Source organism: Pelotomaculum schinkii, assembly GCF_004369205.1.
Lineage (GTDB): Bacteria > Bacillota > Desulfotomaculia > Desulfotomaculales > Pelotomaculaceae > Pelotomaculum_C > Pelotomaculum_C schinkii.
On the sequence record NZ_QFGA01000002.1, the window covers coordinates 203,389 to 228,572 of the forward strand.

Genomic DNA, 25,184 nt, shown 5'->3' on the forward strand with positions numbered 1-25,184 from the left:
ATTCTGGAAAAGAAAACCTTAGGCGCCGCATGTAATATTGTGGTCCCTCAGGCATATTCTATCATTAAACAGGGTTAGCAGGTATTACCATGATCATTCATCCTTTAGCTTTAGGGACTGCTGCAGGTTTTCTCCTCTCGCTACCCCCGGACAGCGGCGCCATGGAAGCCGTCAACCGTGGCTTGCAGCGGGGTTTTTTGTCCTCTTTCCTGGTCGGTCTGGGTAATATTACCGGGGACACTCTCTGTTACGGCGCATTGTTATTTGGATTTACCCTCTATTTTGACAGGTTCACTTTCCTGAGGTTTTACGTCATCCTGGCCTGTTTTTTCTTTCTCTTCCTGGTCGGGCTTTATTACCTCCTGGGTAGCAGGAGCCCTGCCGGCAAGTGGCTTAAGGGGCGGGTAAAGTACGTGGCAATTTGGTTTAATAATCCCTACCTCTTTGGCCTGGCCTCCTCTCTTTTTACCCCGTCCACACTGATCCTGACCGCCCCCTTCCTGGGTATGCTGGTAGGAAGCGGGACGCTTCAGGAAGTGGCGCTGCTCCTGTCCGGCTTTACTCTTGGGGGCGCGGTATGGTCCGCCCTGCTGGCCCTGATGTCGGCAGTTATTGGGCACAGGCTGGGAAACAGCATTAAAGATTTGGTCCGGAAAGCAGCCGGTCTTTGCTATCTTCTAACCGGACTGGTCGGGGTATACTTTGCCATGATGGAGATGATCCGGGCTTGAGTGAAGACATTTGGGGCTTCAGCACTCCCGAGCTGATATTAATCACTTTGCTTTTTTTAGGCCTCTTCGGACGTTCCAACCTGGTGGTTACATCAGCCTGTATCCTCCTTTGCATCAGGTATTTCAACCTGGATTCGGTCCTGCTGCCGGTTTTGGAACAACGGGGCCTGGAGATTGGACTGGTGCTGTTGATGCTCCATATCCTTTCCCCTGTAGCTACAGATAATCTGACCAAGGACGACCTGTACTCGTTAGTATCTTTTAAAGGTTTTTTAGCCCTGGTGGCGGGAGCGCTGGCTACCAAGCTGAATGGCGACGGGCTAAATCTTATGAATGCCAACCCCGAAATTATATTTGGGATGACGGTCGGCACCGTGCTGGGCATACTGTTGCTCAGGGGTACTCCCTGTGGTCCGGTTATGGCTGCCGCGGTCACTGCTGTCTTTCTACAGATTACCAACCTGCTCAGATAACAAAGACATGTTATCAAATATAAAGGACCCGCCAGCCGGTCAAGACCGGTAACGGGTCGTTAATACGAAACATAAAAATGAGAGTCTGACAGCGCCTCATTTAGCGGTCATGCTTTTTGTTGTCGGGTTTATCAGAGTTGCCGCCTTTGTCTGAGTTGCCGCCTTTGTCTGAGTTACCACCTTTGTCAGAGCTGCCCCCTTTGTCAGAGTTGCCGCCTTTGTCAGAGTTGCCGCCTTTGTCAGAGTTGCCGGCGGATTTGTCTTTATCCCGGCCGCTGTTCCCAGCGCCCTCATGTTTACCTTCGCCGTTGCCTGTGGCTCCCTTGCCGTTTGCATCTTTCATACCAGCCTTACTTCCGGTTTGTTTTTCCTCCGATATTTGAACCTTTCCCACCGGCTCTCCTTGACCTCCGGCTGATTTCTGACGTTCAAAATATATGCCACGATTTCTAGTGATATTCTCCTGACCTTGCTTGCTGTCATTATCCCGGCGCTCATCATCCTTACCGGCAACCAGGTCTATCAGGTTCATCTTCTTTTCCTTTTCCAGTTTCCCCAGGCTCATCGAGGTAATGTCGCTTATGCTGATCTGCAACCCTTTTTTATCTGATTTATTAAGCAGCAGATACCTGCCGGTGGAGATGCCGGAGTCGACAGCTTCCTGGCGCAGTTCCGGCTCGACCGGCTCTATAATCACATCTGATTCCAGACCGCTCGACTCCACCGGGCTCTTGATTGCTTCGTAAACCGAGTTCAGGTCAACCAGGGGCTCGGCGCCGGAGGCAACGGTAAGGGTCGCCAGGATTACGTTATCGCCCGATTTTTCAATATAATTATCCGCAACTGCCTGCGCTACAATCAATCTAACTGCTTCACGCAAGTCCTGGCCCTTCACCTTGACCTCAGACAGGATTTTCTCCCCTTCATCATCCATGGCGCGGGCTGAGATGACCTTTCCCGCGGTGGAGACAGCCAGTTCTATACTGGGGTTGATGTCAATGGTCAGGTAGGCTGCAGCGGGAGGCGCCTCACCAAAGTACAGCAAGCCGGCCATTAAAATAATGAACAGTGAGGCAGCAGCCATTAACTGTTTCGGATAAGGCAATTTTCTCCTGTTTTCCAGTTGAATCTCCTGGCCGAGGCGGGGTACGGCTCCTCCAGGCAGGAGAACCTCCCGGTATTCTCCATCCGCAGTCAACACTATGCAGGTTTTGCGTTTTATTTTAACAACCATCCCGTGAGCATTCATTTGTATCCCCCTTAAACCCGGAAGGCATCCTCAAATATGAACTTAGATATAAAAATTCTTCCCGCATGCTGATTAAAAGAGCCATTGCGATGATATATTTTCTTCCCCGCTCCAAATTTTTGCGACGAATACCGGTGCTTTTCTCAAGTTCCATCAGGGGAAGCTTTTTTTTCTGCCTCAGCTCTTCGAAAAGCGGGCCTTCCTCCGCTAGCGACCATGCCGCACGCATCAGAGTCTGGCGGGTGTCGCGGTGACGCGGTGAGCATTTTACCAGGTCCTCAAAGGTTACCCCATACGATGTTAATAACCTGCCAAACTCTTTTATCTCTTCTTCCCTTTCCTCGGCAGCTTTTTCTTCCCAGTAAACTTCCCAGGATTTGGCGTATTCCAGGCTGCCGGAAACATATCCGTTTGGGGGTAGAAGTACACTTGATTGGGCGATCCTGCTTTCCTTCCGGTAATGGTCGGTGAGCCGGCTTCCCATTACCATCCTGGCGTAAGCTAAAAAAGGCACACCGGATTCCACCCGGTAGCGGTCGATGGCCTCGTTAAAGGCAATCAAGGCCACTGCCAGCTCGTCGTCCCGACCCCACTCCAATGCGCGCCTGGAAATACGGCACGCTGTTTTAAACACAAATGGCTTGCATTGTTCTAGAAAATCTTCCCGGGCAAGATTTTCACCATCTTTGATCTGTATGATAGTATTTTCCAGATCCTGTACAGGAAACAAATATTCACACCCCTTTATCTACCGGTGCTCACCTCTTTCCGATGGATTAAGTAGGCGTAGGGAGTATGTTCCCTTTGCTCTTATATACGTCGGATAAGATAAATTTAAGGGGGAAGTAATGCTAACAAGAAAACTGTCTCACCTCACTTTTATTCGTCCTAAAACCCGGAAATTCCTCCCACAGTCTTCCGGCGCTAAACTGCTTGCCACAGGATTTCACTATTCCAAAACATACTACCACATCACTTTGTACCAAAATATCCAGCAATACATTAATGATCTTATGATCAGTTCACCTTATAATAACATATGGAGGTGTTGTTTGATGTTAATAAAACTACTTAAAGGTTTCTTTAATATCTTCTTTGACGGGACGGAAGCGGTAAAACTAAACCTGATTCCTGTATTGACAAAAGATGAAATACGCCGCGTCGAAAACTAAGAAACCGCGTCTGCTTAAGACGCGGTTTCGCTATTCATCCGGAAAAATCAAGGCAATTGATTTTTACCCTTTTGCCGGCGCTGCGCTTGCCTTCTGGCAGCCCTGTTTTCATTGTCCTGAACCGCCCCGGTATTAGCTTTGGCCATTTTTTTTAAATGCAGGTATTTATAGTAAACATAGAAAAACATCGCGTAAACCGGTACAGCCAGCATGATTTTATACTTGTCCGGGATCCAAGGCGCCGAAATAATAGCCACACCGAGTACTGTAACTGCTATTGACAGCCATCCCCACTTGGCTGCTTCAGATTTACCTGTTGCCGCCACTCTAAATCACCTGCAATCCACCCTAAAAATACACAGGCCTTGCCTCAAAATGTCGCTACGAATTAATTCGCACATTGACCCCATAGAAAAAAAGTAAGGGTTGGGTCTAGGACATAAACAGCCCCATGGCCAGCAGGAAAGGTGTGGCAAGAGTATACGCCACGTTACGGCCGAGAAGAGGTATCAATACCGTTAGTTGTTCATTGTTTCTCAGTACACCCTGAATTGTTTTAAGCGCCAACGGAAATGTCAAAAGAGCCAAAAGGACCAACACCGGCAATAACTTCAGGGCTACCGCCACAACAATACTGGCGTAAGTTAACATAGCTATAGCAGCGTAAACCAGAGCGCACTTGTTTTGTCCGCATAAAACGAGCAGGTGGCGGCGGCCGGCGATACGGTCCGCCTCAATGTCTGGAAATTGATTAAGGAGCAGCAGGTTGCTGACCAAAAACCCCGGTATCAGTGAAGCAACTGCGGCATTCAGGTCATAAGAACCCTGCAGAACAAAATAAGTGCCCAATACCATACACGGTCCAAACCCCAGTCCCGGCGCCAGCAGGCACAGAATAGGGGAGCGAGTGATATACTTTGTATACAAAACTATCAGCAATACTCCGGGCAGACCCACCCATAAAAGTCCCGGTCCATGCACAACCAGGAAGAAAACGCCGACAACCAATGTCACGCCCAGGCACGCAGCACCGAGGACAAGCGCTGCTGTAGCAGAAAGGCGACCGGCCGGCAGAAGCCCGCTTCCCCCGCTGAAAGGGGTGGTGGTGGTGTGCAGGTCAAGCCCGCTAATATAGTCATGATAGTCATTTAAGGCGTTGACAGCGGCATGCGCCGCTATCCCTCCGACGAGAGCGACAGCCAGGTACAGGAGGTTGATAGCGCCATTTTTCCAGTAGACGGATGCCGCTCCCACCAGGCAGCATACCGGGGTTAGAATTAGAAACTGGGGACGTGTTTCCTGCACATAATCGGTCAAAGCACCCCGCATACATATACTCCTTCCTCAATTAATGGTAACTGTTACAAAATGACTATTCAATGCCACAAGGCTTTTTACCTGCCAAAAGAAAACAAAAAATTCATTCATTTCAAGCTAAAGCGTCCGACTAAGACGGTCCTTCCTTTGACAACCACTTAATGACAGGTTTACCCTAATGAACCTATGGAGGAAGAATATTCATATGACATGACCGATCCATGGCCTAATCGCCGGCGTTGCGTACCATTTTTACAAATAAGTCGACAATCTGCGGGTCAAATTGAGTGCCGCTTAATTTTACAAGTTCAGCTAAAGCCTCTTCTGAACCAATGGATTTTTTGTATGGACGGTTATTGGTCATGGCGTCATAAGCGTCAACAACCGCCATAATACGTGCTATAAGTGGTACTTCCTCTCCTTTTCGTCCCTGGGGATAGCCCATTCCGTTAAAATACTCGTGATGGGAGAGAATTGCTTCTGCTAATTTGGGCTCGTTAATGGCCTGGGCCATTCTGTAACCCACATCGCAGTGTTTTTTCATCATTTCCCATTCTTCCTCCGTTAACGATAAGGGCTTTTCCAGTATTTCCAACGGGATGACACCCTTACCGATATCATGCAAGAAGGCCATCTGGTGTAAGTCCCTTTTATCATCCGGAGACAGGTTAAGCTGCTCAGCCAGCTTATCAACCATGCTCGCTATTCTTTGACAATGCTCCTCATTTTCATGTTCTATCCGCCACAATTTTTTTTCCAGGGCACGTATAATCCGGCGGCGATTATTTTCTCTCTCAGTCAGTTTATCCTGATACATCTTACTTTCCGCCTGGCGGAACCACTCCAGCATATCGTCCTTGAAGCTATGTAAAGTAGCTGTTCCCAATGCTACACTGAGCTCAATCGGATCAGCTTCGGCTTTCTGACAGGTAAGCCTGATTGTTTGACAAACGGACTCACAGCTTTCTCTATTTGTTGCAGGCAGAATTATAATAAACTCATCCCCACCCCAGCGAGCGACAACATCGCTCTGCCGGCAGCATTCCTGAAAAACCGCGGCGATGTTTTTCAGCAGTTTGTCGCCGGTTACATGCCCAAAAACATCATTGGTCAACTTCAATCCATTTAAATCAGCCATAATCAAACTCAAAGGCAATTGCTGTTCATCATGAAGTTCATACAAGAAATTGTCAACATAGGCACGGTTAAAGAGACCGGTCAGCTTGTCATGGTAGCTAAGATAATTTATTTTTTCTTCCGCAGCATGCTTATCAGTTACATCGGAAAGGATCAGCATTACAGCTTCCTTCTCGCTTTCTTGCTCAAAATGTTTGATAAGCTTGTATTCTATAGCGATATATCTATTATTAATACGGATCTTTTTTTTCAAGCGCTTCAAATAACTGATTTTTGTTGTTTCATCTGCAGCTTGAAAAACACCGTTAAAGACATTTGCAAAAAGAATATTCTGCTCTTCATCATCAGGGGCTCTCAATAAATCAAGAATATTGGCATTTTCAATATTTGCGTTAAATATTCTCCGGCATTCAGCGCTGTATTCCCGATCTATCCGCAGATCCTGCCCAAAAGTCAAAAATCCCTGACCAGCATTATCAAGAAGGTCTTTGAGCGCGCTTTCGACCTGCTTAAGGCCCCACTGTTGCCTGTCGCTAATACTTATCACCTTGTCACTGAGCTTCAGCAGCTTTTTATAGTTTAGCGCCAGTTGCCTGTAGTGAGGCAGGAGAGAATTGTCTTTATATTCCCCTGATGAAATATTTTGCAGGGCATCATTCAAAACGTTCTTTTCAGCCTCAAACAAATCACGATATTTTTGATTCTTCCCCATGTTATCAATATCCTTAAACGAGAATAATTTCGAACGGGAATTCAACATCCTCCTTGAACTCCTCAGCACACTCAAGCAGGCTTTCGTTATCAGGATCACAGTACCACTTGATCATGACTTGCTTCCCACGGCTGAATGCCTCTTGCAATTTATCGATGAAATCCATCATGCATTTGGAACTGCTGGTATTTATATAAATCAAGTTAAACTCAAAGATAGCTTTTCCCTCATCAAGCTCTTCCAGGTATTCATCCACCCAGGCGAAAACCGGAGCATAAAAGCCAACCGAATTTTCCGGGTATGATTGCCCCTTGATCGTCAGGGTATTCCCGGCAAACTTTATCTCCGGCGTCGACTTGGTTGCCTCAATATTTATTCCGACCAAGTTATCACCCCTCCTAATTTTTTGTCCCTTCACATATTGTTAAATATACACATTAATGGTTATATAGTCATATCGCTCATTTTTGGATACTATCGAACACTCAATGGGCGCGGATGCTTTTCTGGCAACCTCCAGGAGCCCCAGGCCGGCGCCGCCGGGTTCCTCATCAACAACAATTCTTGATTTTTTCAGCTGGCTTTTATAGGCTGCTTTCAATTGCCCTTTATCCATGCCATTTAGTTCCTCAATTCTGTCAGCAAGCGCTCTGGCATCTTCCTTTTTACTCATATTACCGGAAGCTACAAAGTAACGGTCACCGGCTTTCCCAATAGTCACCATGCCCGAGTTAAGAAAACCCGGCAGTTCATTTTCAAAACGCTTACTGCCCAGATAATTCCTGATGTTTTGGGTCTGCTCAATAAAAACCGAGAAAACATTCAAGGTATTGCTCTTTATGTTATCATCCGACATAATGTGTTTTTGAATTGCTTCACCTAGAACTTCAATGATTTCCTGTGAGAATGGACCTGAAAAAGTCAACAAAATACCATGTTCAACAAGTTTGCTTTTTAAATCGGTCAGGCTTTCTTTCAACACCATGGCCATCTCCTTTCCATTTCTATAGTCATCCGGCCCTTAAATCTTGAACCCGAGCACGGTAATGTCGTCTCTTTGGTTTTCCTCTCCCATGAACTCATCCAACACCTCGTTTAATATTCTTTTCTGTTCAGACAAGGGTTTTGCTTGATTTTGCATAATAATTTCCTTGAAGCGTTTGGAACCAAAGCCGAGTTCGCTTTCCCCGCCGTTTTGGTCAAATAGCCCGTCAGTGGTCAGATAGCAGGCAGTTACTGCTGCCAGGCTTATCTCTGTGCTGGTAAACTGATAATCAATTTTCGATTCCTTGTAGCCCACACTTTGCCGGTCACCCTTGATTTCAAATACTTCATGGTCCCGGCAATAGAAGAGCGTAAGCCTGGCGCCCGAGTAAATCAGTTTGTTTTCGTCCGGTTTAATCAGGCAAAGTCCGATATCCAGGCCGTCGTTTGTTAGGGCGCCCGGATTATCCTGTCGCAGGGTTTCTCTCAGGAGCTTATTGAGTCTCTGCAAAATATACGCCGGGTCAAAGCCTTCAGCATCATCAGTTATCCTATCCAATATAGCGCTGGCCGTCATCGTCATCAAAGCCCCTGGAACCCCGTGGCCGGTGCAGTCAGCTACGGCAAGATACAGGTTTGAGCCGTTTCTCTTGCACCAGTAGAAATCTCCACCCACAATGTCTCTTGGTCTCCAAATGATGAAATAGTCTTTGGCAGCTGTGCCCAAGGTTTCCTCCAGGTCGGGTAGAATTGAGGATTGTATCCTCTGCGCGTAGTCGATGCTTTGCATGATCCGCACATTTTTTTCGTGCAGTTCTCTGGTCCGTTCCTCGACCCGCTGCTGCAAGGTCCGGTTATATTCTTGAATAGTATCCGCCATCATATTAAAACTCCGGCTAAGCTCACCTACTTCATCACTGGTCAAAACCGGAGAACGGCTGCTAAAATCCTTCTGCGAATATCTGTTCACAGCTTCTTTAAGCTTTACTATAGGTTTTAGTAAGGTATTGATGAAAAACAGAATAACCAGGACCCCAATACCAAGAGAAACAGCCAGGGCGGTTGCAAAGCCCAGCCACAGCTTGTCTATGGCTTTTAGATATTGGGATTTTGGTATGGCAACGCCAAAGGTCCAGTTGGTAGACTCAATGGGACTTAAAACAAAAAACCTGTTAATCCCGTCATAATCCACCAGTTCCACTATGCCATAATTCTGGGTTCTAATTTGTTCAACGAGCGGTAGATACAGCCCGCCCATAACGCTGTCAGCTTTCTCCAGGACATCGGGCTTAGGTTGAATACTATTTTCCGGATGCACCAGAAAGTTCTGCTGGTCATCCAACAAAAACGCATAGTCGGCCTCCTCTGTTTTTGACTCTTCGGCAAGCTGCATCAGATCAGTCACCAGTATATCCGCGGCCGCTATTCCAATAAGCTTTCCATCTTGCTTAACCGGTCTGGATATGGTAAATATCATCTTCTTGGTGCTGGCGTCAAGGTATGGCGTAGTATAAACCAATCCATCATTTTGCAACGCGCCTTGATACCATTTTCTTGTAGTGCAATCAAACTCCGCTGGGGGAAGCCAGCCGGAACCATCGATAAATGGCCGGTCTCTGGTAGGAAAACCCATATAATAATCAATAACATATGTCTCTTGTCGCTTCAATTTGCTGGACAAGTAATAAAGCAAATACGCGTCGCTAAAATCACCGTTGATCTCAAGATCCTCGCCGATGCTGTTCACAATACTGCCCTGCTCAACAAACCAGCTGTTGAACTGGTTAGCATACTTCATCACCGATTCAAGAGCTTTTTGATTGACTTCATTTTTTACTATTTTATACGAGACAAGATAGCTTACCAGGGACACGATAAACAGGCAGGTAAGACAAATTAAGCAGGTAACAAATATAAATTTTGGCCTCAAACTATTAAAATGCAATAATCACACCTCTTAATTAGCCGTCCGGCAAAAATTCCATCAGGATTGGTTTCTCTCCTCCGGTCGACTTCAGATGAAGGCTATAATGCAATAATTTCCATATTCCAAATTTTAATAAATTATTCTCTATTTTATCTTAATTTTCCTTCCATCTGAAGTAAAACAATCACAGAAATGATATTATTTTAAAATTAATGGAATTATAAAGGGTATTGGATAGTATAATAAATATCAGAAAATCCAAAGCAGAACAAATAACTAATTATGCGTTACAGAAAACATTTGAAGGCGCCTTGTATATAAATAAAAATTCGTGAACTAGAGGGCATAAATAAAAACTCACCCTTTAAAATGTTGAGGGTGAGTTTATTTATACATTGCAAGGTGAGTGTCTATGATTTTTACTGCAAAACTTACGATGATGTTTCCATCTCCGCTGCAACCCTGGCAGCATACATGCCGATCATTTTTTTCGCAATTGTTTCATCAAGCACCCCGTTTATGGAAAGAAAGCTGTCAAAGCCGGAAATGGATATTACCTCCTGCACAAGTCCGTTAAGATTGCATAAAGCCATGTAACCACCGCAGGCACGCAGTTTCTTTACAATAACCAGAATACTTCTCTGTCCCGCGCTGCTAATATACTCCAGCTTGGCAAAGTCAAAAACGAATTTTTTATTTCCCTCGTCAATCCATACCGCACATTGTTTGTCATAATCCGGCGCGGTGACAGTATCCAGACGCCGAACTATATTGACTACTTTAAAAACCGCGGTCGTTAACTGCAGAGATCCCCCTTTTGTCTCATTGACTCACAAATATGTATAAAATCATAATTTCCATTAATAAGCTTTATTTCCTGCAGATACTTTAATAGATTAACAAATGGGACTATTTTCCTGGACAGATTTTTAATTTACTATTATTGTATTTCTAAAATGATCTTTACTAGCGAAATTTGAAGCTTTATTGGTTTTTTATCTTAAAAAAAGAAACGCCCTATTCCGTTTGGATTAGAGTCAGTTGTAAGATAAGTAAGCTATTTATAAAACTAAAAACCAGGCCTTTCATCTGCACTTAGATATAGTTCATTTTGAGGAGACGATTGTCATGAGGATTTCCACAAAATTCATAGAAACAGGGATGAGGCTGACCCGCCCGATATACGGCCGTAACGGAGAGACACTCTTAAACAGAGGAACAACCCTGACAACACAATATATCATGTCTCTGCGGCGTCACGGGATATTAACGGTTAATATAGATAGCGGGTTCGAGGAGGATTTTAGTGATGCGCTGGAAGACATAGTGCGTTGCAGTGTCATGAAAAAGGTGCAGCATGAGATAATGGTGAACAGAAACCGGATTAGTATTAAGAACATCACGAATCAAGTGGAAATGCTGATTGATGAAATTATCAGTGGTAAAAAAATCATTGGAAATCTTACAGAAATTTGCTCTGCAGATATGTATACATACGCTCACTCAGTTGACGTATGTACACTTTCTTTAATGTTAGGCATCAGGTTGAACTACAAAAAGGATAAACTCCTCCAGTTGGGGACAGGGTGTTTGCTGCATGACCTGGGAAAAACCAAAGTATTACCGGAAATACTGAATAAACCGGGGGTATTAGACTCTGCAGAATTCAGTGAGATAAAAAAGCATCCTTTATACGGGTACAAAATGCTTTTAGACAACAATGAAGATATTGACCCCGAAAGCGCCAACATAGTCTTGGACCATCATGAGAAATATGACGGCTCAGGTTATCCACGCGGTCTTAAGGGACAGGAAATCGCTGAAATGTCTGTTATCTGCGCAGTTGCAGATGTTTATAACGCCATCACTACTGACCGTATATACAGGAGAGCCATGCCGCCGCACGAGGTCTACGAAATGATCATGGCTTCCGGCAACATGATGTTTGAGCAAAGGGTAGTGGAAGCTTTTCTGAAATGCATTGTGCCATACAACATTGGTTCAATAGTAAGGTTGAGTAATGGCTTTGTTGGTAGAGTCTGCAGGTTAAATCCAAGCTTACCGCTCAGGCCAATTATTAGGTTATTAGATTCAAGGGAAGAAATTAATCTGGTGCAAGAAAAAAGCATTGTTATTAACGGCCTATTACAACATGAAGACATTATTAAAGAGGAAATTGACAGGGCCTTAGAGAAAGTGGGAAGTTTTAAATTCAGGCAGGATTTTACAGCAATCTAGGTGATCGAGAAAATCACTTGTTTCCAAATTCCATCTCGATTTCTTTCACCACACAATATTTGTAACAATGTTACAGAAGGATTTTTATTGGCAGTATATACTAATGTAAAATAAAAACAGGAAGGGTGGTAAAATGTCTGTCATTAACTGCCATAACAACTATGAAGTAGCAAATTCAGGCATACAGGTACTAAGTGATTCAAAAATGATCAAGGTCGAAATTTCTAAAGACGCCAGGGGCTATATTTTTAACAGAGATGGAGCCATTACTGTGGAACTACGAACGGGTTTTGGCTGAGCTGGTTGCATCAATGAGCCTGTCGTGTTTACAGGCAAGCCACGTGTTCCTGAAAATTATAATGAAGTTATTGCCCACGGTATTAAGGTTTACTGCTTAACCTTGGGGATGGCAGAAAACAAGTCGCCAACAGAGCCATAACATGTTTCCGTTAAAGTTAATTTCGAGGAGAAATAAAGATTGATTACAATTAAAACAGCGCAACAAATTGCACGGATGGCTGAAGCTGGTAAAATATTAGCTGCCTGCCACCGGGAACTCCGCGAGATCATTCGTCCGGGTATAACAACTTTGCAAATCGATCACTTCGCAGAGCACTTCATTCAATCCCACGGGGCCAAAGCCGAACAAAAGGGTTACCAGGGCTATCCTTTTGCAACGTGTGCTTCAGTCAATGATGAAATCTGCCACGGATTCCCGACTCAAACCCCTCTCCGGGAAGGCGATATCGTCACCATTGATATGGTTGTCAATCTCAATGGATGGCTAGCTGATTCCGCTTGGTCTTACCCGGTGGGTCAAATATCTGAACAAGCTGAACAACTCCTCAAAGTGACTAAAGAGTGCCTTTACATCGGTATTAACAAAGCTGTTCTCGGCAATCGACTTGGTGATATTTCACATGCGATTCAAATTCATGCTGAATCCCATGGGTTTTCCGTAGTGCGTGATTTTACTGGACATGGTATAGGTCATAACATGCATGAAGCTCCGCAAGTTCTCCACTATGGTCACCCCAACAAGGGTGTTAGGCTCTTTGAAGGGATGGTTTTTACCATCGAACCGATGATCAATATGGGTTCCTACGACCTGACAATTGACCAGAACGAATGGACTGCCAGGACGGCGGACGGCAGCCTGTCGGCTCAGTATGAGCATACCATTGCTATCACCAAGAACGGTCCGCTGGTTTTAACTGAACAGGACTGATACAGGTTTGCTAAATGGGAAAGGACGTGTTAATCCGTGGACTAATACCCTTTCTCACCCGAACGGGTTGCGTTTGCAAACAATGCTGCACATAATTACGTGTTGCCGCAGTAGCACATACAGACAAGGTAGTATTTTCCTTTGCTACCATTATATATCCATTATATACAGCAATTTCTGGTCAGGTAATCACGTCAGCTTTTGGACTTTTTAGCTTGGTTGCAACACCTCTCAGCCTTTGAACGGGTACCTTGGAAAGGGTAACCAGACTGACGCTCCAGTAAAGTAAAAACGAAGATTTTAAGTTATAGCGGCACCTCTCATTAAAGAAAAACGCTGCCTTTATAAATGTTGTCCGCTAACATTGTAAACAGCTTCTCAAATACCACCACAGAAGAAACCTCCCCACCTTTTCAAATTCAGGCAGGATTTTACAGCAACCTGGTAGAAATATGTCTAAGTTATTTTTCTTTCGCGGAGGCAAGTATGATTGCCATTGTGAAAAGCACCGCTTTGAGCGGTCTGGATGGTCAAATCGTGGAGGTTGAGGTAGATGTGTCAAGCGGTTTGCCCAGCTTCGAAATCGTCGGCCTATATTCCTGACACTAAAAAACCCAGAGAATTATACCTTTCATGCACCGGGCCGGTCAAAAACGCATGGGCCGCGTATGGGCAAACGCACGAGTAAGGTTCGGCAGCGCACGGATCAGCGCGCCGGAGTCCCGTATGTGTTGGGGTATCCTTGGGGGCACTGCCAGCGTAAGGTCCGGCGCATTAAAAAATATCTGGGGAAGTTGGCGGGTGCCGCAAAATTTATAGCCATGGGATCTTGTCCATATAGTCACCTCTTAAAATAGGCAGGAGATTAGACTTCAGAGGTTCTGGCACATCCCTTAGCTTAAGGTTGTCGATATCCAGAATGTCCAATGTGTCTAATTTAAGCTTATCAGCTAGTTCCTTAGCGGTTAGGTTCTGATTCTTTCGCAGTTCCTTAATGGTTTTTTTCATGATTTTAGAACCGAATAGCAAGGTGATCCCTCCTGTTAAGGGTTTTCGACACGGGTTAAGGAAATACCTTGGCTTCCTCAAAACATATATAAGCGCACCGTGCCCTCAATAAGCGACCGCGATATGCAGCTGCTTGTCAACTACGACTGGCCGGGCAACATCCGTGAGCTGCAAAACATCATCGAGCGCGCCGTAATCCTTAGCAAAAACGACATGATAGAGATCGCGCCGCTGCTCTTTCCCTCCAAAGACAACAAAACGACCCCTTCCAGAGAGGAAAGGGTCGTGGGACTGGCTGAATGTATAAGCAACAATATACTGTCGCGCTAAAAAAGACGAACGGGCGAATAAACGGGCCTAACGGCGCCGCCGAGTTGCTCGGGATCAACCCCAGCACATTACGGAACAAGATGAAAAAGCTCGGGATAAAGTAGATTTCTTATATATATGCCACATCTTCATAATCCTTAGTTTTATCAAATACAGCTTTAACAAAGGAGCAGTGGGGAATTATTTTTTTGTTTTCTTCTCTTGCTAAATCAACCACTCTTTGTATTAATAGTTTGCCAACATTTTGTCCTCTTAGCTCATCTGATACAAAAGTGCTGTCAACGACAATGATGTCTGACCCTTTATAAGAGAATTTTATTATTGCTAATGGCTCTTCTTCCTTATCTCCTACATAAAAATTATTACTACCTTTTTTTATATTTACCAAAATGAGACCCCCTTGCAGAGAATCGAAAGCTTTTTGTCTTCAATTTCTTGCTAAATATTTTGGCCAATTTTTTACTTGCTAGATACATTTCGCTTTGTTCTTACACTGCAAAATTGCGCTCTTATGGCATATTTGCATGGATTGCTATAGCAAGATAAACAGGGAGCTCCAGGCAATCAGGTTTTCTATTACCCATTTAAAAACCGGTACATTTCCTCCACCGAAGTAAAACCCAATTCTTTTGTGGCAATCTTCTGCACCAAACTGCTACCCACATTCCCTTTATGCTTTGCATGGATTATACAAGTACGTTTTATTCCATCGGGACCGAGGCCTTTCCAAACAGCGGTCTTGCCCTGCCTTTGCATCCCCAACTTCCGACATATCTTTTCAATGTCATCCCACTTGAACGTATATCCCATTATACTAACAGTACCTTATCCAAATCCAGGACACGGTAAATTCTCTCCCTGTCCCCTTCACACCGGAGAACACGCCTCAAGTACCAATAGTGCTCCCGGCGGCCACCGGATGAACTTAAATAAAACGGCAAGTCATCAAAATAAACTCCTGAGTAGTCGATAATATTGTCAATGAAGTCTTCCACAGCTTCCGCTTTTGTAGGACCCACACCATATACTCCGGTTTCCCGGTTGTATAGGGTATAATTCTCGCTTTCTTTCCCAGGCTCGTCAAGCCATTCGTATGAAAAAGTCTTGGCCTCGCATAGCTCGTCAAGCAGCACAGTTGAAATAAGGGATACAGGCTGATCGTCCTTTCTTTTGGCATCTGCCAATAAGAATTCTTTTCCTATAGCTGCTTCCCGCCTTAATGCGGTTAATTTGTTTTTTGCCTCATGAACAGAAACGCTTGGCATAAGAGGGTCGCTCCTTCGCATAGTACTTTCCTCCATTATAAAAGAATATAGCCATAATAGCTATATTCTAAGAAGGAAAAATATTTAAATATTTAATAAATAAGAACTAATCTAATCAAGTACTGCTTGGAAAATTATCAATAAAACTACGCTCTCACCAATACCAAAACAGCCAAGAAAATTGCCAATGAAAACGATACTCCAACACCCTCACACTATGCAATTTTATAGAAGCCCCCGAGTCGCGAAAGCATTATTTTTTGTGGATTTTAACCAAATTCAATGGTCCTCATGCACACCTATTGGCTGGATAGGACTTAAAATCCTGCGGGGATCAAACCCCGTACCGGTTCGATTCCGGTCTCGGGCACCAGCGCACTACCACACAGCAAAACATCCAGAAATATACCAATTACGCCCAACAGGCCAGTAACCCGCAGCTTATACAGCTTTTCAACCAGTACGTGTCTCAGGAACAGCAGCACTACAATACCATCAATCAACTTCTGCAAGGGCAACAACCCAACACTGCCGCTAATCAAGGCGTACAGCAGCAAGCCCAGCCGATGCAAAACCAAAAACTTGCCGGAATGATAAACCAGGAAGACGCCGCACTCTGCACAGACATGCTGATGACCGAAAAATTTGTATCCGGCAGCTACGACACTGGCATCTTTGAAACGGCAAATCCGCAGGTTCGTCAGGCATTGCAGCACATCCAAAGAGAAGAACAGCACCACGGTGAAGGAATATTGAACTATATGCAACAAAACGGAATGAATAAGCCGCAATAAAAGCTATTCTAAAAAAATACTGTAAATCGCCTCGCCTCTGGATTTAACCGATATGGAGCGGGGCTATTCAGTTGTCTTAAAGCGCCGCCACGGTCCCATCCTCCACCATAAACATCTTCACGCTGGGGATGCCGGGGTTTTCCATCTGCACGTCACTTGCAGTGGTAAAGACCAGCACATGGTCGTGTTCTCCGGACAGCTCCAGGAGCATTTAGGACAAAAGATCCCGGTTGTCCTGAATGTTACCATCTACTGGTACCATGACCCGCTAAAAAACTCCTTTTGACAAGGTAGAAATGCGGACGAGCCCGGGCTCAGGCAGTGATATCGCTGTATAGGGCCAGATATGGATAGCCCTTATAACGTATTGCTTGCTGATGATGACACGCTTGACCTTGTCTCTGAAAATAACTTTATTTGGTACCATTGTCCATGGGATTTAAGTTGCGATAAAACAACAGTGTTCCATCTCTATCGAATCCACGGCAGGTGATGATAATCTAATTCGCAGGCATATGCTGGGTTATACAGTGGATTCCGCCTCCCCACAGGTTAACACTTTCAGCATTGATACCAATTATATTGCGTCCTGGGAATACACTCTGAAATATCCCCTTAACCTGTTCTTCGGCAGCTTTCAGTTTTTCTGAACGCCCGGGCTTCCAATAAGTCTGCATCAATACCGCTCCGTTTGTAACAGCATAATTCAGATAGCTGCGCACGGGAATTTTGCCGGTATCGTCCACCTCCCCGTAAAGTGTGGGAGGCATCGGAACCCTGATGATGTTAAACGGCTTTCCATCCTGATCAGTAGAGTTAAGCAATATATTGTAGTTTTCTTCCATGCGCAGGTATGAATTTTGGGAATCAGAATTTGTATATCTATCCTCCGGCAGGACCTGTGCCAAAAGTATCGTATCCGGACTTGCAAAACGTGCTATTTCATTAATGTGCCCTTTTGTAATTAGATCATCTTCGGCAAGTCCCTGTTTAAGCCAAATTACTTTCTTTACCCCAAGGACTCTTTTATATTCATTTTCAATCTGCTCTTTTGCCAGCCCCGGGTTTCGGTCCAACGCAACCGATTCGGTAAGCATGATCGTACCTCTGCCGTTAGACTCTATGCCGCCCCCTTCGGAAACCAGGTTGGTACTGATGACAGGCAGACCAAGCGCTTCAGCTGCCCGCTTGTCAATATTGCTTTCAATATCGGCAAAATACTGACTGGAACCTCTGCCGTAGTTATTGAAACCAAAATTAACAACATTCAGCCTGTTCTGACTGTCTTTGACGAAAACCGGCCCGACATCTCTGGTCCAGATGGACAGGTGGTCAATTATATAATAGTGGACATTTGAGCCAGAATAACCGTTTGCCTGGAGTAAATCTTTAATCTGCGCAATTTCTTCGTTGCTCTGTGATATCAGGTTTACGCCAACATATGGGTCCAGAGACTTAATAATATCGATAAATACCGGGTAAACCGGGTTGCTGGCAGTGCTGTACATCCCTTCGGGCCACTGCAGCCAGATGGCCTGCTGGTTTTCGAATTCTCCAGGGAATACATAAGAAACCGGATCGCTTCCGCCATTGCCATTAATGTTTGGCTTTTCGTAAACTCTGTTGTCTCTGAAAGATTTTACAGAAAACACTATAAGCAAGCAAACAAAAGCAGCTATAATGATGGCTGAATACTTTTTTTTCACTCTCAGACCCACCTGTAAAAATTATGGTTTAATTTATCATCCAAAACAATAACTCGATAAGTATCTATAATTGATAAATCCATATTACATAATTTAAATATCTTAAGTATTGTACCCATTTACAGTTTTAAAATACAAAAAGAAAAGGGACGACATATTGTCGTCCTCTATCCCGGATAAATATAAAATTCATTCAAAATGACATCCAACTATAAATAAAAAATAACTCCAACTATCTCTGGTTAAAACCTTTTATCTCACCCCTACTTCCCCCGGTTAACAAATTCCACAGGGACAACCTAACTCATACTCATAGTATTAGGGTATAGAAAAACCCGGATTTTGAAAATGTCAAGGGCCAGCAGACAGCCAAGAGGTGTCTGGAAGTGGCCGCGGCAGGCGGTGATAATGTGGTTATGCTCGGCAGTCCCGGTTCCGGTAAAACTATGCTTGCCCGCAGCCTGCCCGGCATACTGCCGGATCTGACTTTTCAGGAGTCCTTAGACGTAACCAAGATTCACAGCCTGGCCGGGCTGCTCCCGGCGGGCCGGCCGTTGTTGACCAAACGCCCTTTTCGCTCCCCGCATCATTCTGCATCCACTGTAAGCATCATCGGCGGCGGAAGGATCCCCAAGCCTGGTGAAGTCTCGCTAGCCCATCACGGGGTACCTTAGCTTAGCAAAACCGAGAAGATCAGAAATAGAAATGCCCAACCATCGCCGTTCAAATAATTTCTCACTTTGGTGGGCAAATCACCCACGCTGACATCTTCATGAAGGCTGCGAGCAATCAAATCTTCCAGTTTAAAAAGGTTAAGACCCAAAATTATGTCTCTCCCTAAATCTGGTATCTTTGTTATAAGAATTTGACCATATTTTAGTGTCAACCACAGATTTCAACAACTTAAAACAAACCATTAAAATAGGGATTCGCGACATCACGCTCACCTGGTTTTGTCGAAAAATAAGCTTTTTTCATTTTACTCTAAATTAGCTTTTTCTTTTATTCTTCAGCTTCAGGGTTTCATTTTCTCAGTATTAATACCTATGATCAAGTTAAATAAAGAAACAAATCAAGGTGAATCCCTTTTTATTATTTCTTCTTTCTTTGTTTGCGGCAACCTATCATATAGCTCTTTAATTTTTTTAGGTTGAGTTATCATAACATCTGCAACTATGTTGATTAATTCAAAAAGGCTTAAAACCATATCAGGATTATCATTTAAATCTATTGCCCCAGGATATACATCCGCGTTCCCAATAACACGAATAATATCCAGGGCCTGTTGGATTTGAAGAGGTAATCCTTTTTTTACAAGACTAGCGATATCATCATTCATATTTTTTCCAGGTTCACCAAGTAGTTTTGTTAGTTTTTGAACGCACAAACGTATTAATGCAAAAGCTCCACGTGGGGATTTATTAAAGATTGAACTTGCTTCGATATAATCCAATATTATCTCTTCACCCAAATCAGGGTTGGGTGGCATAATGCCACCATTATCGGGATATATCATTTTTTCATAATGCCATAAAGAATACTTTTGGCAATTGCTGCAGAAACATATCATAAGGTAAGCAATATTATAATTTGAAACATCATATCTTGTCGGATGCCAAGATTGCTGTGCATATGAATTACAATGAGGGCAAGTAAATACATCTTTTTTATACTGTGGCGGAGTAAATGGTATCATAACATTTTTCCCTCCTGCATGTTAAATTCTGCCTATACATTCTAAAAATTTTTTTAGAAAACATCATTTACAAATACATGAATGAGATGCTTATTGACGACCGTTTGGTTTAGCAAAGCAATGGTATCCATTAATAATACAAGAAAGTCATCAAGTTTTCTCCGAATACAAGTCAAAGACAAGATCATCTTCATACATAAGCATCCCGGCTTTATGAATTGTTTGTAATAATGGATGGCTCCTGTTCGGTTGCCTCTATAACACTCAAAGTTTCATCAACTTTTATTTTAGAGAATAAATTTGGATAATTTTCTTTAAATAATAAGTTATTTTTAGTGTAACTGCTACCTTGTTGAACATTGTAATGTTTTCGTTGCCAACTAATAACCACAGAGAAAAGCACTCGCATAGTAATAGCAAACTTTGCCAAGCCATAGAAAGTTGCATATTCTAATAATCTTAATCTCTATCCAGTTACTACTAAATTCATTTTACTATCCTTACTTTAGAATATTTGTTGGTATTTTAATAAAAACATGATATAATATTGAAGACATCAAGCATATCGGAATTGTTACGATTTATTATAAAGACATTAGTATATTTATGGCTGTAGCATTGAAAGATGGGTTTTTGAGGTTTTTTTCATAAGCGATGCTAACTGAGATAAAGAAAGCGAACGTGATGTGAATGCTTAAAGTATTGGTTGTAGATGATTATCCTATGGAAGGGGAAGCCATTAATTATATATTGAAGAAATACCGCCCTGAGATTAAATATCTGGGTCAGGCTTTCACCGGTAATAGCGGGCTGGAAATTACAAGGGAGAAAAATCCGGACATTGTTTTTGTAGACATTAAAATGCCTGGTATGGATGGCCTTAGCATGACCCGGAAATTAAAAGAGATTTCCCCCAAAACAAAAATTGTAATTGTCACCGCTTATGATGAATTCGAATTTATTCAAACTGCATTGCGGCTAGGTGTAAACGACTACCTTTTGAAGCCTGTTCAGTCGCAGGAACTTCTCAATGTACTAGATTTGTTAAGTGCCCAACTGAATGAAGAAGAAAGTATTCCGGTGAAACCATACCTTACTGTCATTCCTCCGAAATATCAAGTATTGATGATGCAAATACAAGCTGGGGATACACAAAAATCCTGTAAGCTGCTGAATGAAATTTGGTTGGAACTGATTTCCGCTGCAAAAGAAGACGTGATTCTTACGCGTACAAGTTCCATTGATCTTGCTAATTCAGTGCTCCAACTATGTGGTGAGAATAATTGTTGCAAAGAAGCAATTACGTCGGTCTACTATTCTTTTATCAAGAAAGTATCTACTGCACAAAGCGTCAATTCCACCGAAAATTTCCTTAAAGAATTCGTTGAAAACTGTACCAATAGCTTTAATCAATACATTCATGAAGCCGGATATAGACAAATTTCACGTTCAAAGGAGCTTATCGAACAAAGATTGCATACCAATATAACATTGGAAAGCATCGCCAAGGAAATTTTTATAAGTCCGTATTATTTGAGTCATTTATTCAAAAAGAAAACCGGAGTCACCTTCATGCATTACGTGATTGAACGCCGACTTGAGAAGGCCAAGCAACTACTTGTCACAACTAATGATACAATCGAGCTAATTGCCTTAAAAACGGGCTACGAGGAATCAAATTCTTTCCGCCGTCTTTTTAAGAAAATTGTGGGTATATCTCCCAGCGAATATCGCACTTCAAGCAAAAAGCAACTTGAAGAAAAGGAATAGACCCCCGGTCAAAGCGAATGCTTCGGCCGGGGTTTATTCCTTTACTCATTAATATCAATCGTATCGATAATCCCAACAATGGCAGCATCAACTGGTGTATCTGGGCTACCCACGGCCAATCTGGCTGCAGTTCCTCTAACCACCAGAACCTCCTCTCCGATGCCCGCGCCCACCGCATCGATAGCAACTTCTACCTTATTTTTGTATATGCCTTTGCTCTCCATTGGGCATATGGTAAGCAACTTGAATCCGGTAAGGAGCTCATCTTTTTTGGTTGCTACCACGTGTCCAACAACTTTTGCAATCAGCATAATTTTGGCCTCCCTTAACTACTACGGCCTAACAATTTCGATGCCGCGCTCATAAGCAAGATCTCTTGCCGCCGACGTAATGAGTGTCCCTTTGCTTACCCGAAGCACTTTGCCTTCCCATTCGGCCACAGAACCCATACTCAGTACCCTTTCGGAAAATATCGTCGTGTCAGTGTTCTGTTGCTTCAAATACGCGTTTGCGCTATATCGTACGTCCTGTCTGGCGCATTGATTGACCTCTCTGCTAAGATCGGCTGCATTCACGAGAAGAACTCCGTACTTTTCTAGGATCTTGCAATTTTCCTGCAGCCGATTAACATAAACTTGACTGCTCTTCAGTGATTTAGGACACATGGGATGGTTCACATCACAGGCATCCTTAGCCGCAATTATTGGTTTTCCCTGCAACAGTCCCTGCATAAAGAGGGTTGTCATCAGATTGTCTGCGATTCCAAAGGCAACCTTTGCCGCAGTATTCAGGGTCAGAACCGGTACTGCGATCATGTCGGCATCTTTGACAAAATCAAGAGGAGACAATACATCGCTTTCGGTTACGATTTCTGAATCAGGAAGCACCGAGCTGAACCAATCAATACCGAGCACCCGTTTTGCACTTGGTGTAAAAGCAGCAGTGATTTGGTATCCACTCGCTCGAAGCTCCTTTAACTGAGCTAGCGCTTCATCAGCCCCCAACTTCCCGCCACTGAAGAGTACAAGCAGTTTAAGGCCATCCGGCTTGCTAGGTACTTCTCCTAATTGTTTGAGTACCTCACGAACAATCAGCTCCACGGTTTCTTTGCTATAGTTCACGGCTCATACCTCCATCACCGTTCAACCTCACCGTAATGGATGCAATCCTTATGAGGGTCACCTTTTCCTCGTGGGCAAATTGGGTCACCACAGAGGTTGCAGGTTGCCTTGCGCGTTGCAGGCTTACTGTCTGATGACGAAATTGCATTAACCGGTTCCGGTTTATCTGAGAGATCTATCAATACAGGTTCTACTTCCACAATTTCAACTATTTCCGTTTCGATTGCGTGAGTTTTCTCTGACAGGATTTCAGCAACCACTTCCGGCTCTTCAGCGACAGCTCCCTTTTCGGGTTTAGTTGTTTTCTGATAATAAACATTATCTGGAGAGTAAATCATCTCTTTAATTTCCTCATGAGGTCGGGGCAAAAGGAGGACGCCCACAACTGAGGTTATTCTTGACGCTGCCACCGTACCAGCTGCAATCGCTGACTGAACAGCACCGATATTACCCGCCACCTTTACGGTTACCCATCCGACTCCTTTTGTCAGTTCATACCCAATGAGCCGGACATTTGCCGCTTTCACCGCAGCATCCGCGCACTCAATCGCGGCTGGAAGACCAACAACCTCCATTATGCCTAAAGCTTCAGCATTTGACACAAAAGCTTCACCTCGATTATTATTTAAAGGGTTGAACTTCTCAAATTAAAATCACCAATCAGGGAGCATCTCTGCGGGCGAGTAAAGGTTCGTGGGGACGTGAGCCCTTCTCCGGTCGCCCCTGCAACACTCAGGGTCATGTAGCCTTCACCGCCGAGGCCGAGACCACTATACGAAGGACCGTTCTTTACAAAAATGGTTGAGGAAACAGCTTTGGCAAATCTGGTCATGTTTGTGACATTCTTTGAATGCATGATCGCGCTGTGTTGTCGTCCGCCCTCATAGCGAACAGCGAGTTCAATGGCCTCGTCGATGTCTTTCACGCGCACGATGGGCAGCAGGGACATAAGATATTCTTCCACAACTGTAATGTGGTCCTTGGGTGCTTCATAGGTAATGGCCTTTACTTCACCAGTCGTATTGATACCAATTGCCTTTAGAATAATCTCCGGATCTTTGCCAATGTAATCCTTATTAGGCGAACCATCGGGTCGGGTTACCAAATTGGTTAGTTTGTCAATCATTGCCTTATCCCGGATGAAGTAAGCACCGTTTTTCTCCATCTCCGTAATAAGCACATCCGCAACAGAATCAACAACTACAATTTCTTTTTCACCCACGCACTGTATTCCGTTTTCAAAGTGACTACCCGCAATGATGCATTTCGCTGCATTGGCTAGGTCGGCGGTCTCATCGACAAGTGCTGGAGGATTACCAGGGCCTGCACCGATGGCCCTTTTGCCTGAGCACAGTACCGCCTTAACAACGCTCGGGCCGCCGGTTGCAAGAATGAAGCTGAGTTTCGGATGCTTCATCAGCTCTCCTGTCATCTCCATGGAGGTGCTACTTAAGGTAGTGATTACGTTATCCGGGCCACCGGCAGTAGCAATCGCCCTATTGATGATTTCAACAGTCTTTATCGATGTTTTAAATGCATTGGGATGTGGGCTGAAGACAACACTGTTTCCTGCTGCGATCATGCAAATACTGTTGTGAATTGTCGTCGTTGAGGGGCCGGTGGATGGTGTGATGCAACATGCCACACCCATTGGACGGTGTTCGACCAAGGTCAAACCGTAGTCTCCAGAGAAAACCTCTGGGCGAATGTCCTCGGTGCCAGGTGTCTTCGCAATCGTCCAAAGTAGCTTTCGAACCTTATCCTCATACCGCCCCATACCGGTTTCTTCTAATTCCATCTTTGCCAAAAGCTCAACATTCTCTTTAGTGTTTTCACGGATTGACTCGATGAGCTCGGCACGTTCCTCCAACGTCAGTTCCATGAGTTTTTTCTGTGCAGCATGAGCTGCTTGCACCGCCTCATCTGCGTTAGTAAAAATCCCGTTTTGTTTAATATTCTTCTTACAGTCGCCTCTAAAATCGCATTGAATAGGTTCTGCTGAATCCTGCTCCTGCATTTTGCCTTTGGCCATCACTTTAGCTACCATTTCAGCTATCATTTGTACTGTTGCTTCGTTCATTTCCATGATAAACCCCTTTTCTCCGGCAGCTTAAAAGGCAGGTGATTCTAGCTGCAACCATCACCGCCGGGAAATGATTGAGCATTTTTTTAATTGCTATATCGCTATATATTGTATTTTTTTTAAAGTGCTTTGTCTTCGGGTATATTTGCTGTAGGTCTTGCATATCTTGTTGTTTGATATCGTGCTTTATTAGTATCCTCTGGGTGATAATGCATTACCTGCCAAATATCGAACTTTTATTGC

General features: G+C 44.0%; 29 protein-coding genes and 1 pseudogene. 10 read left to right on the plus strand and 20 right to left on the minus strand.

The genetic code is table 11. From position 1 onward, the window contains the following. Nucleotides 1-89 precede the first annotated feature (89 nt). On the plus strand, nucleotides 90-731 hold the full coding sequence (locus tag Psch_RS11920; RefSeq protein ID WP_190240454.1) for a LysE family transporter: 642 nt from the start codon (nucleotides 90-92) through the stop codon (nucleotides 729-731). Continuing rightward, the gene (locus Psch_RS11925) at nucleotides 728-1,204 is read left to right on the plus strand and encodes a DUF441 domain-containing protein (protein WP_134216995.1); all 477 of its coding nucleotides are present in this window, start codon (nucleotides 728-730) and stop codon (nucleotides 1,202-1,204) included. The genes Psch_RS11920 and Psch_RS11925 overlap by 4 nt, the downstream gene beginning before the upstream one ends. A 100-nt stretch (nucleotides 1,205-1,304) precedes the next feature. Here Psch_RS11925 and Psch_RS21415 read toward each other — a convergent pair whose 3' ends face one another. The 9 genes from Psch_RS21415 to Psch_RS11970 form a co-directional block, all read right to left on the minus strand. Further along, nucleotides 1,305-2,453: an anti-sigma factor domain-containing protein gene (locus tag Psch_RS21415; protein ID WP_190240455.1), complete on the minus strand. Its 1,149-nt coding sequence runs from the start codon at nucleotides 2,451-2,453 to the stop codon at nucleotides 1,305-1,307. Continuing rightward, the gene (sigI, locus tag Psch_RS11935) at nucleotides 2,428-3,183 is read right to left on the minus strand and encodes an RNA polymerase sigma-I factor (protein WP_190240456.1); all 756 of its coding nucleotides are present in this window, start codon (nucleotides 3,181-3,183) and stop codon (nucleotides 2,428-2,430) included. The genes Psch_RS21415 and sigI overlap by 26 nt, the downstream gene beginning before the upstream one ends. A 489-nt stretch (nucleotides 3,184-3,672) precedes the next feature. Continuing rightward, nucleotides 3,673-3,951 (minus strand): hypothetical protein, encoded by a 279-nt coding sequence (locus Psch_RS11940; RefSeq protein WP_190240457.1) that lies wholly within the window; start codon nucleotides 3,949-3,951, stop codon nucleotides 3,673-3,675. A 106-nt stretch (nucleotides 3,952-4,057) separates the two neighbouring features. After that, nucleotides 4,058-4,954 carry a prenyltransferase gene (locus tag Psch_RS11945; RefSeq protein ID WP_190240458.1) on the minus strand — a complete coding sequence of 299 codons (897 nt, stop codon included), beginning with the start codon at nucleotides 4,952-4,954 and terminating at the stop codon, nucleotides 4,058-4,060. A 214-nt stretch (nucleotides 4,955-5,168) separates the two neighbouring features. Next, nucleotides 5,169-6,839, minus strand: coding sequence for a diguanylate cyclase (locus Psch_RS11950; protein WP_190240459.1), 1,671 nt, complete (start codon nucleotides 6,837-6,839; stop codon nucleotides 5,169-5,171). Further along, nucleotides 6,805-7,176 (minus strand): DUF1987 domain-containing protein, encoded by a 372-nt coding sequence (locus tag Psch_RS11955; RefSeq protein WP_190240460.1) that lies wholly within the window; start codon nucleotides 7,174-7,176, stop codon nucleotides 6,805-6,807. The genes Psch_RS11950 and Psch_RS11955 overlap by 35 nt, the downstream gene beginning before the upstream one ends. Before the next feature lie 39 nt (nucleotides 7,177-7,215). Beyond that, a complete protein-coding gene (locus Psch_RS11960) occupies nucleotides 7,216-7,776 on the minus strand; it encodes a SiaB family protein kinase (RefSeq protein ID WP_190240461.1) in 561 nt (186 codons plus the stop codon). A gap of 36 nt (nucleotides 7,777-7,812) precedes the next feature. Then, nucleotides 7,813-9,720: a cache domain-containing protein gene (locus Psch_RS11965; RefSeq protein WP_190240462.1), complete on the minus strand. Its 1,908-nt coding sequence runs from the start codon at nucleotides 9,718-9,720 to the stop codon at nucleotides 7,813-7,815. A 413-nt stretch (nucleotides 9,721-10,133) separates the two neighbouring features. Next, complete coding sequence (locus Psch_RS11970) at nucleotides 10,134-10,508, minus strand: STAS domain-containing protein (RefSeq protein WP_190258821.1); 375 nt, start codon at nucleotides 10,506-10,508, stop codon at nucleotides 10,134-10,136. Between the two features lie 322 nt (nucleotides 10,509-10,830). On the opposite strand from Psch_RS11970, the gene Psch_RS11975 reads away from it, so the two are divergent. The 3 genes from Psch_RS11975 to map all read left to right on the plus strand — a co-directional run bounded on the left by Psch_RS11975 (nucleotide 10,831) and on the right by map (nucleotide 13,168). After that, nucleotides 10,831-11,940, plus strand: a complete 1,110-nt coding sequence (locus Psch_RS11975; RefSeq protein ID WP_190240463.1) for an HD-GYP domain-containing protein — start codon at nucleotides 10,831-10,833, stop codon at nucleotides 11,938-11,940. A gap of 133 nt (nucleotides 11,941-12,073) precedes the next feature. Further along, nucleotides 12,074-12,238 (plus strand): hypothetical protein, encoded by a 165-nt coding sequence (locus Psch_RS11980; RefSeq protein ID WP_190240464.1) that lies wholly within the window; start codon nucleotides 12,074-12,076, stop codon nucleotides 12,236-12,238. A 180-nt stretch (nucleotides 12,239-12,418) separates the two neighbouring features. Continuing rightward, the gene (gene map / locus Psch_RS11985) at nucleotides 12,419-13,168 is read left to right on the plus strand and encodes a type I methionyl aminopeptidase (RefSeq protein WP_190240465.1); all 750 of its coding nucleotides are present in this window, start codon (nucleotides 12,419-12,421) and stop codon (nucleotides 13,166-13,168) included. Nucleotides 13,169-13,981: 813 nt separating this feature from the next. On the opposite strand, the gene Psch_RS11990 is transcribed toward map, so the two are convergent. Next, on the minus strand, nucleotides 13,982-14,197 hold the full coding sequence (locus Psch_RS11990; RefSeq protein WP_427910097.1) for a transcriptional regulator: 216 nt from the start codon (nucleotides 14,195-14,197) through the stop codon (nucleotides 13,982-13,984). Nucleotides 14,198-14,275: 78 nt separating this feature from the next. On the opposite strand from Psch_RS11990, the gene Psch_RS11995 reads away from it, so the two are divergent. Both Psch_RS11995 and Psch_RS21685 read left to right on the plus strand, forming a co-directional pair. After that, a complete protein-coding gene (locus tag Psch_RS11995) occupies nucleotides 14,276-14,506 on the plus strand; it encodes an AAA-type ATPase lid domain-containing protein (protein WP_486644311.1) in 231 nt (76 codons plus the stop codon). Further along, nucleotides 14,476-14,610, plus strand: a complete 135-nt coding sequence (locus tag Psch_RS21685) for a helix-turn-helix domain-containing protein (RefSeq protein ID WP_205079568.1) — start codon at nucleotides 14,476-14,478, stop codon at nucleotides 14,608-14,610. Before Psch_RS11995 ends, Psch_RS21685 begins: the two co-directional genes overlap by 31 nt. A gap of 5 nt (nucleotides 14,611-14,615) precedes the next feature. Here the strand turns inward: Psch_RS21685 and Psch_RS12005 are convergent, their stop codons facing one another. Further along, nucleotides 14,616-14,894, minus strand: a complete 279-nt coding sequence (locus Psch_RS12005; protein WP_190240467.1) for a GNAT family N-acetyltransferase — start codon at nucleotides 14,892-14,894, stop codon at nucleotides 14,616-14,618. Nucleotides 14,895-15,315: 421 nt separating this feature from the next. Further along, entirely contained in the window at nucleotides 15,316-15,792 is a 477-nt protein-coding gene (locus tag Psch_RS12010; protein WP_243124070.1) for a hypothetical protein, read from the minus strand. A 422-nt stretch (nucleotides 15,793-16,214) separates the two neighbouring features. Between Psch_RS12010 and Psch_RS12015 the strand changes: the two genes are divergently transcribed. Next, the gene (locus tag Psch_RS12015) at nucleotides 16,215-16,565 is read left to right on the plus strand and encodes a spore coat protein (RefSeq protein ID WP_345789092.1); all 351 of its coding nucleotides are present in this window, start codon (nucleotides 16,215-16,217) and stop codon (nucleotides 16,563-16,565) included. Nucleotides 16,566-16,641: 76 nt separating this feature from the next. Here the strand turns inward: Psch_RS12015 and Psch_RS21420 are convergent, their stop codons facing one another. Further along, the gene (locus Psch_RS21420; protein WP_282432462.1) at nucleotides 16,642-16,776 is read right to left on the minus strand and encodes a hypothetical protein; all 135 of its coding nucleotides are present in this window, start codon (nucleotides 16,774-16,776) and stop codon (nucleotides 16,642-16,644) included. Between the two features lie 289 nt (nucleotides 16,777-17,065). Then, nucleotides 17,066-18,271 carry an agmatine deiminase family protein gene (locus Psch_RS12020; protein WP_190240468.1) on the minus strand — a complete coding sequence of 402 codons (1,206 nt, stop codon included), beginning with the start codon at nucleotides 18,269-18,271 and terminating at the stop codon, nucleotides 17,066-17,068. Between the two features lie 338 nt (nucleotides 18,272-18,609). Between Psch_RS12020 and Psch_RS12025 the strand changes: the two are divergent. Further along, nucleotides 18,610-18,939: pseudogene (locus tag Psch_RS12025) on the plus strand (ATP-binding protein); the annotation flags it as partial. A 2-nt stretch (nucleotides 18,940-18,941) separates the two neighbouring features. Here Psch_RS12025 and Psch_RS12030 read toward each other — a convergent pair. After that, nucleotides 18,942-19,094, minus strand: coding sequence for a hypothetical protein (locus Psch_RS12030; protein ID WP_190240469.1), 153 nt, complete (start codon nucleotides 19,092-19,094; stop codon nucleotides 18,942-18,944). Nucleotides 19,095-19,343: 249 nt separating this feature from the next. After that, nucleotides 19,344-19,967 (minus strand): DUF4145 domain-containing protein, encoded by a 624-nt coding sequence (locus Psch_RS12035; protein ID WP_190240470.1) that lies wholly within the window; start codon nucleotides 19,965-19,967, stop codon nucleotides 19,344-19,346. Between the two features lie 690 nt (nucleotides 19,968-20,657). Between Psch_RS12035 and Psch_RS12040 the strand changes: the two genes are divergently transcribed. Beyond that, nucleotides 20,658-21,737 (plus strand): response regulator transcription factor, encoded by a 1,080-nt coding sequence (locus Psch_RS12040; RefSeq protein ID WP_190240471.1) that lies wholly within the window; start codon nucleotides 20,658-20,660, stop codon nucleotides 21,735-21,737. 41 nt (nucleotides 21,738-21,778) lie between these two features. Here Psch_RS12040 and Psch_RS12045 read toward each other — a convergent pair whose 3' ends face one another. Genes Psch_RS12045 through Psch_RS12060 form a run of 4 tightly spaced genes read right to left on the minus strand, consistent with a single transcriptional unit; the run spans nucleotide 21,779 to nucleotide 24,944 of the window. Beyond that, complete coding sequence (locus Psch_RS12045) at nucleotides 21,779-22,048, minus strand: EutN/CcmL family microcompartment protein (protein ID WP_190240472.1); 270 nt, start codon at nucleotides 22,046-22,048, stop codon at nucleotides 21,779-21,781. Between the two features lie 21 nt (nucleotides 22,049-22,069). Continuing rightward, nucleotides 22,070-22,858 (minus strand): flavoprotein, encoded by a 789-nt coding sequence (locus Psch_RS12050; RefSeq protein ID WP_190240473.1) that lies wholly within the window; start codon nucleotides 22,856-22,858, stop codon nucleotides 22,070-22,072. Nucleotides 22,859-22,872: 14 nt separating this feature from the next. Continuing rightward, on the minus strand, nucleotides 22,873-23,460 hold the full coding sequence (locus Psch_RS21425; protein ID WP_282432463.1) for a BMC domain-containing protein: 588 nt from the start codon (nucleotides 23,458-23,460) through the stop codon (nucleotides 22,873-22,875). 23 nt (nucleotides 23,461-23,483) lie between these two features. Next, nucleotides 23,484-24,944: an aldehyde dehydrogenase family protein gene (locus Psch_RS12060; RefSeq protein ID WP_190240474.1), complete on the minus strand. Its 1,461-nt coding sequence runs from the start codon at nucleotides 24,942-24,944 to the stop codon at nucleotides 23,484-23,486. Between the last annotated feature and the right edge of the window lie 240 nt (nucleotides 24,945-25,184).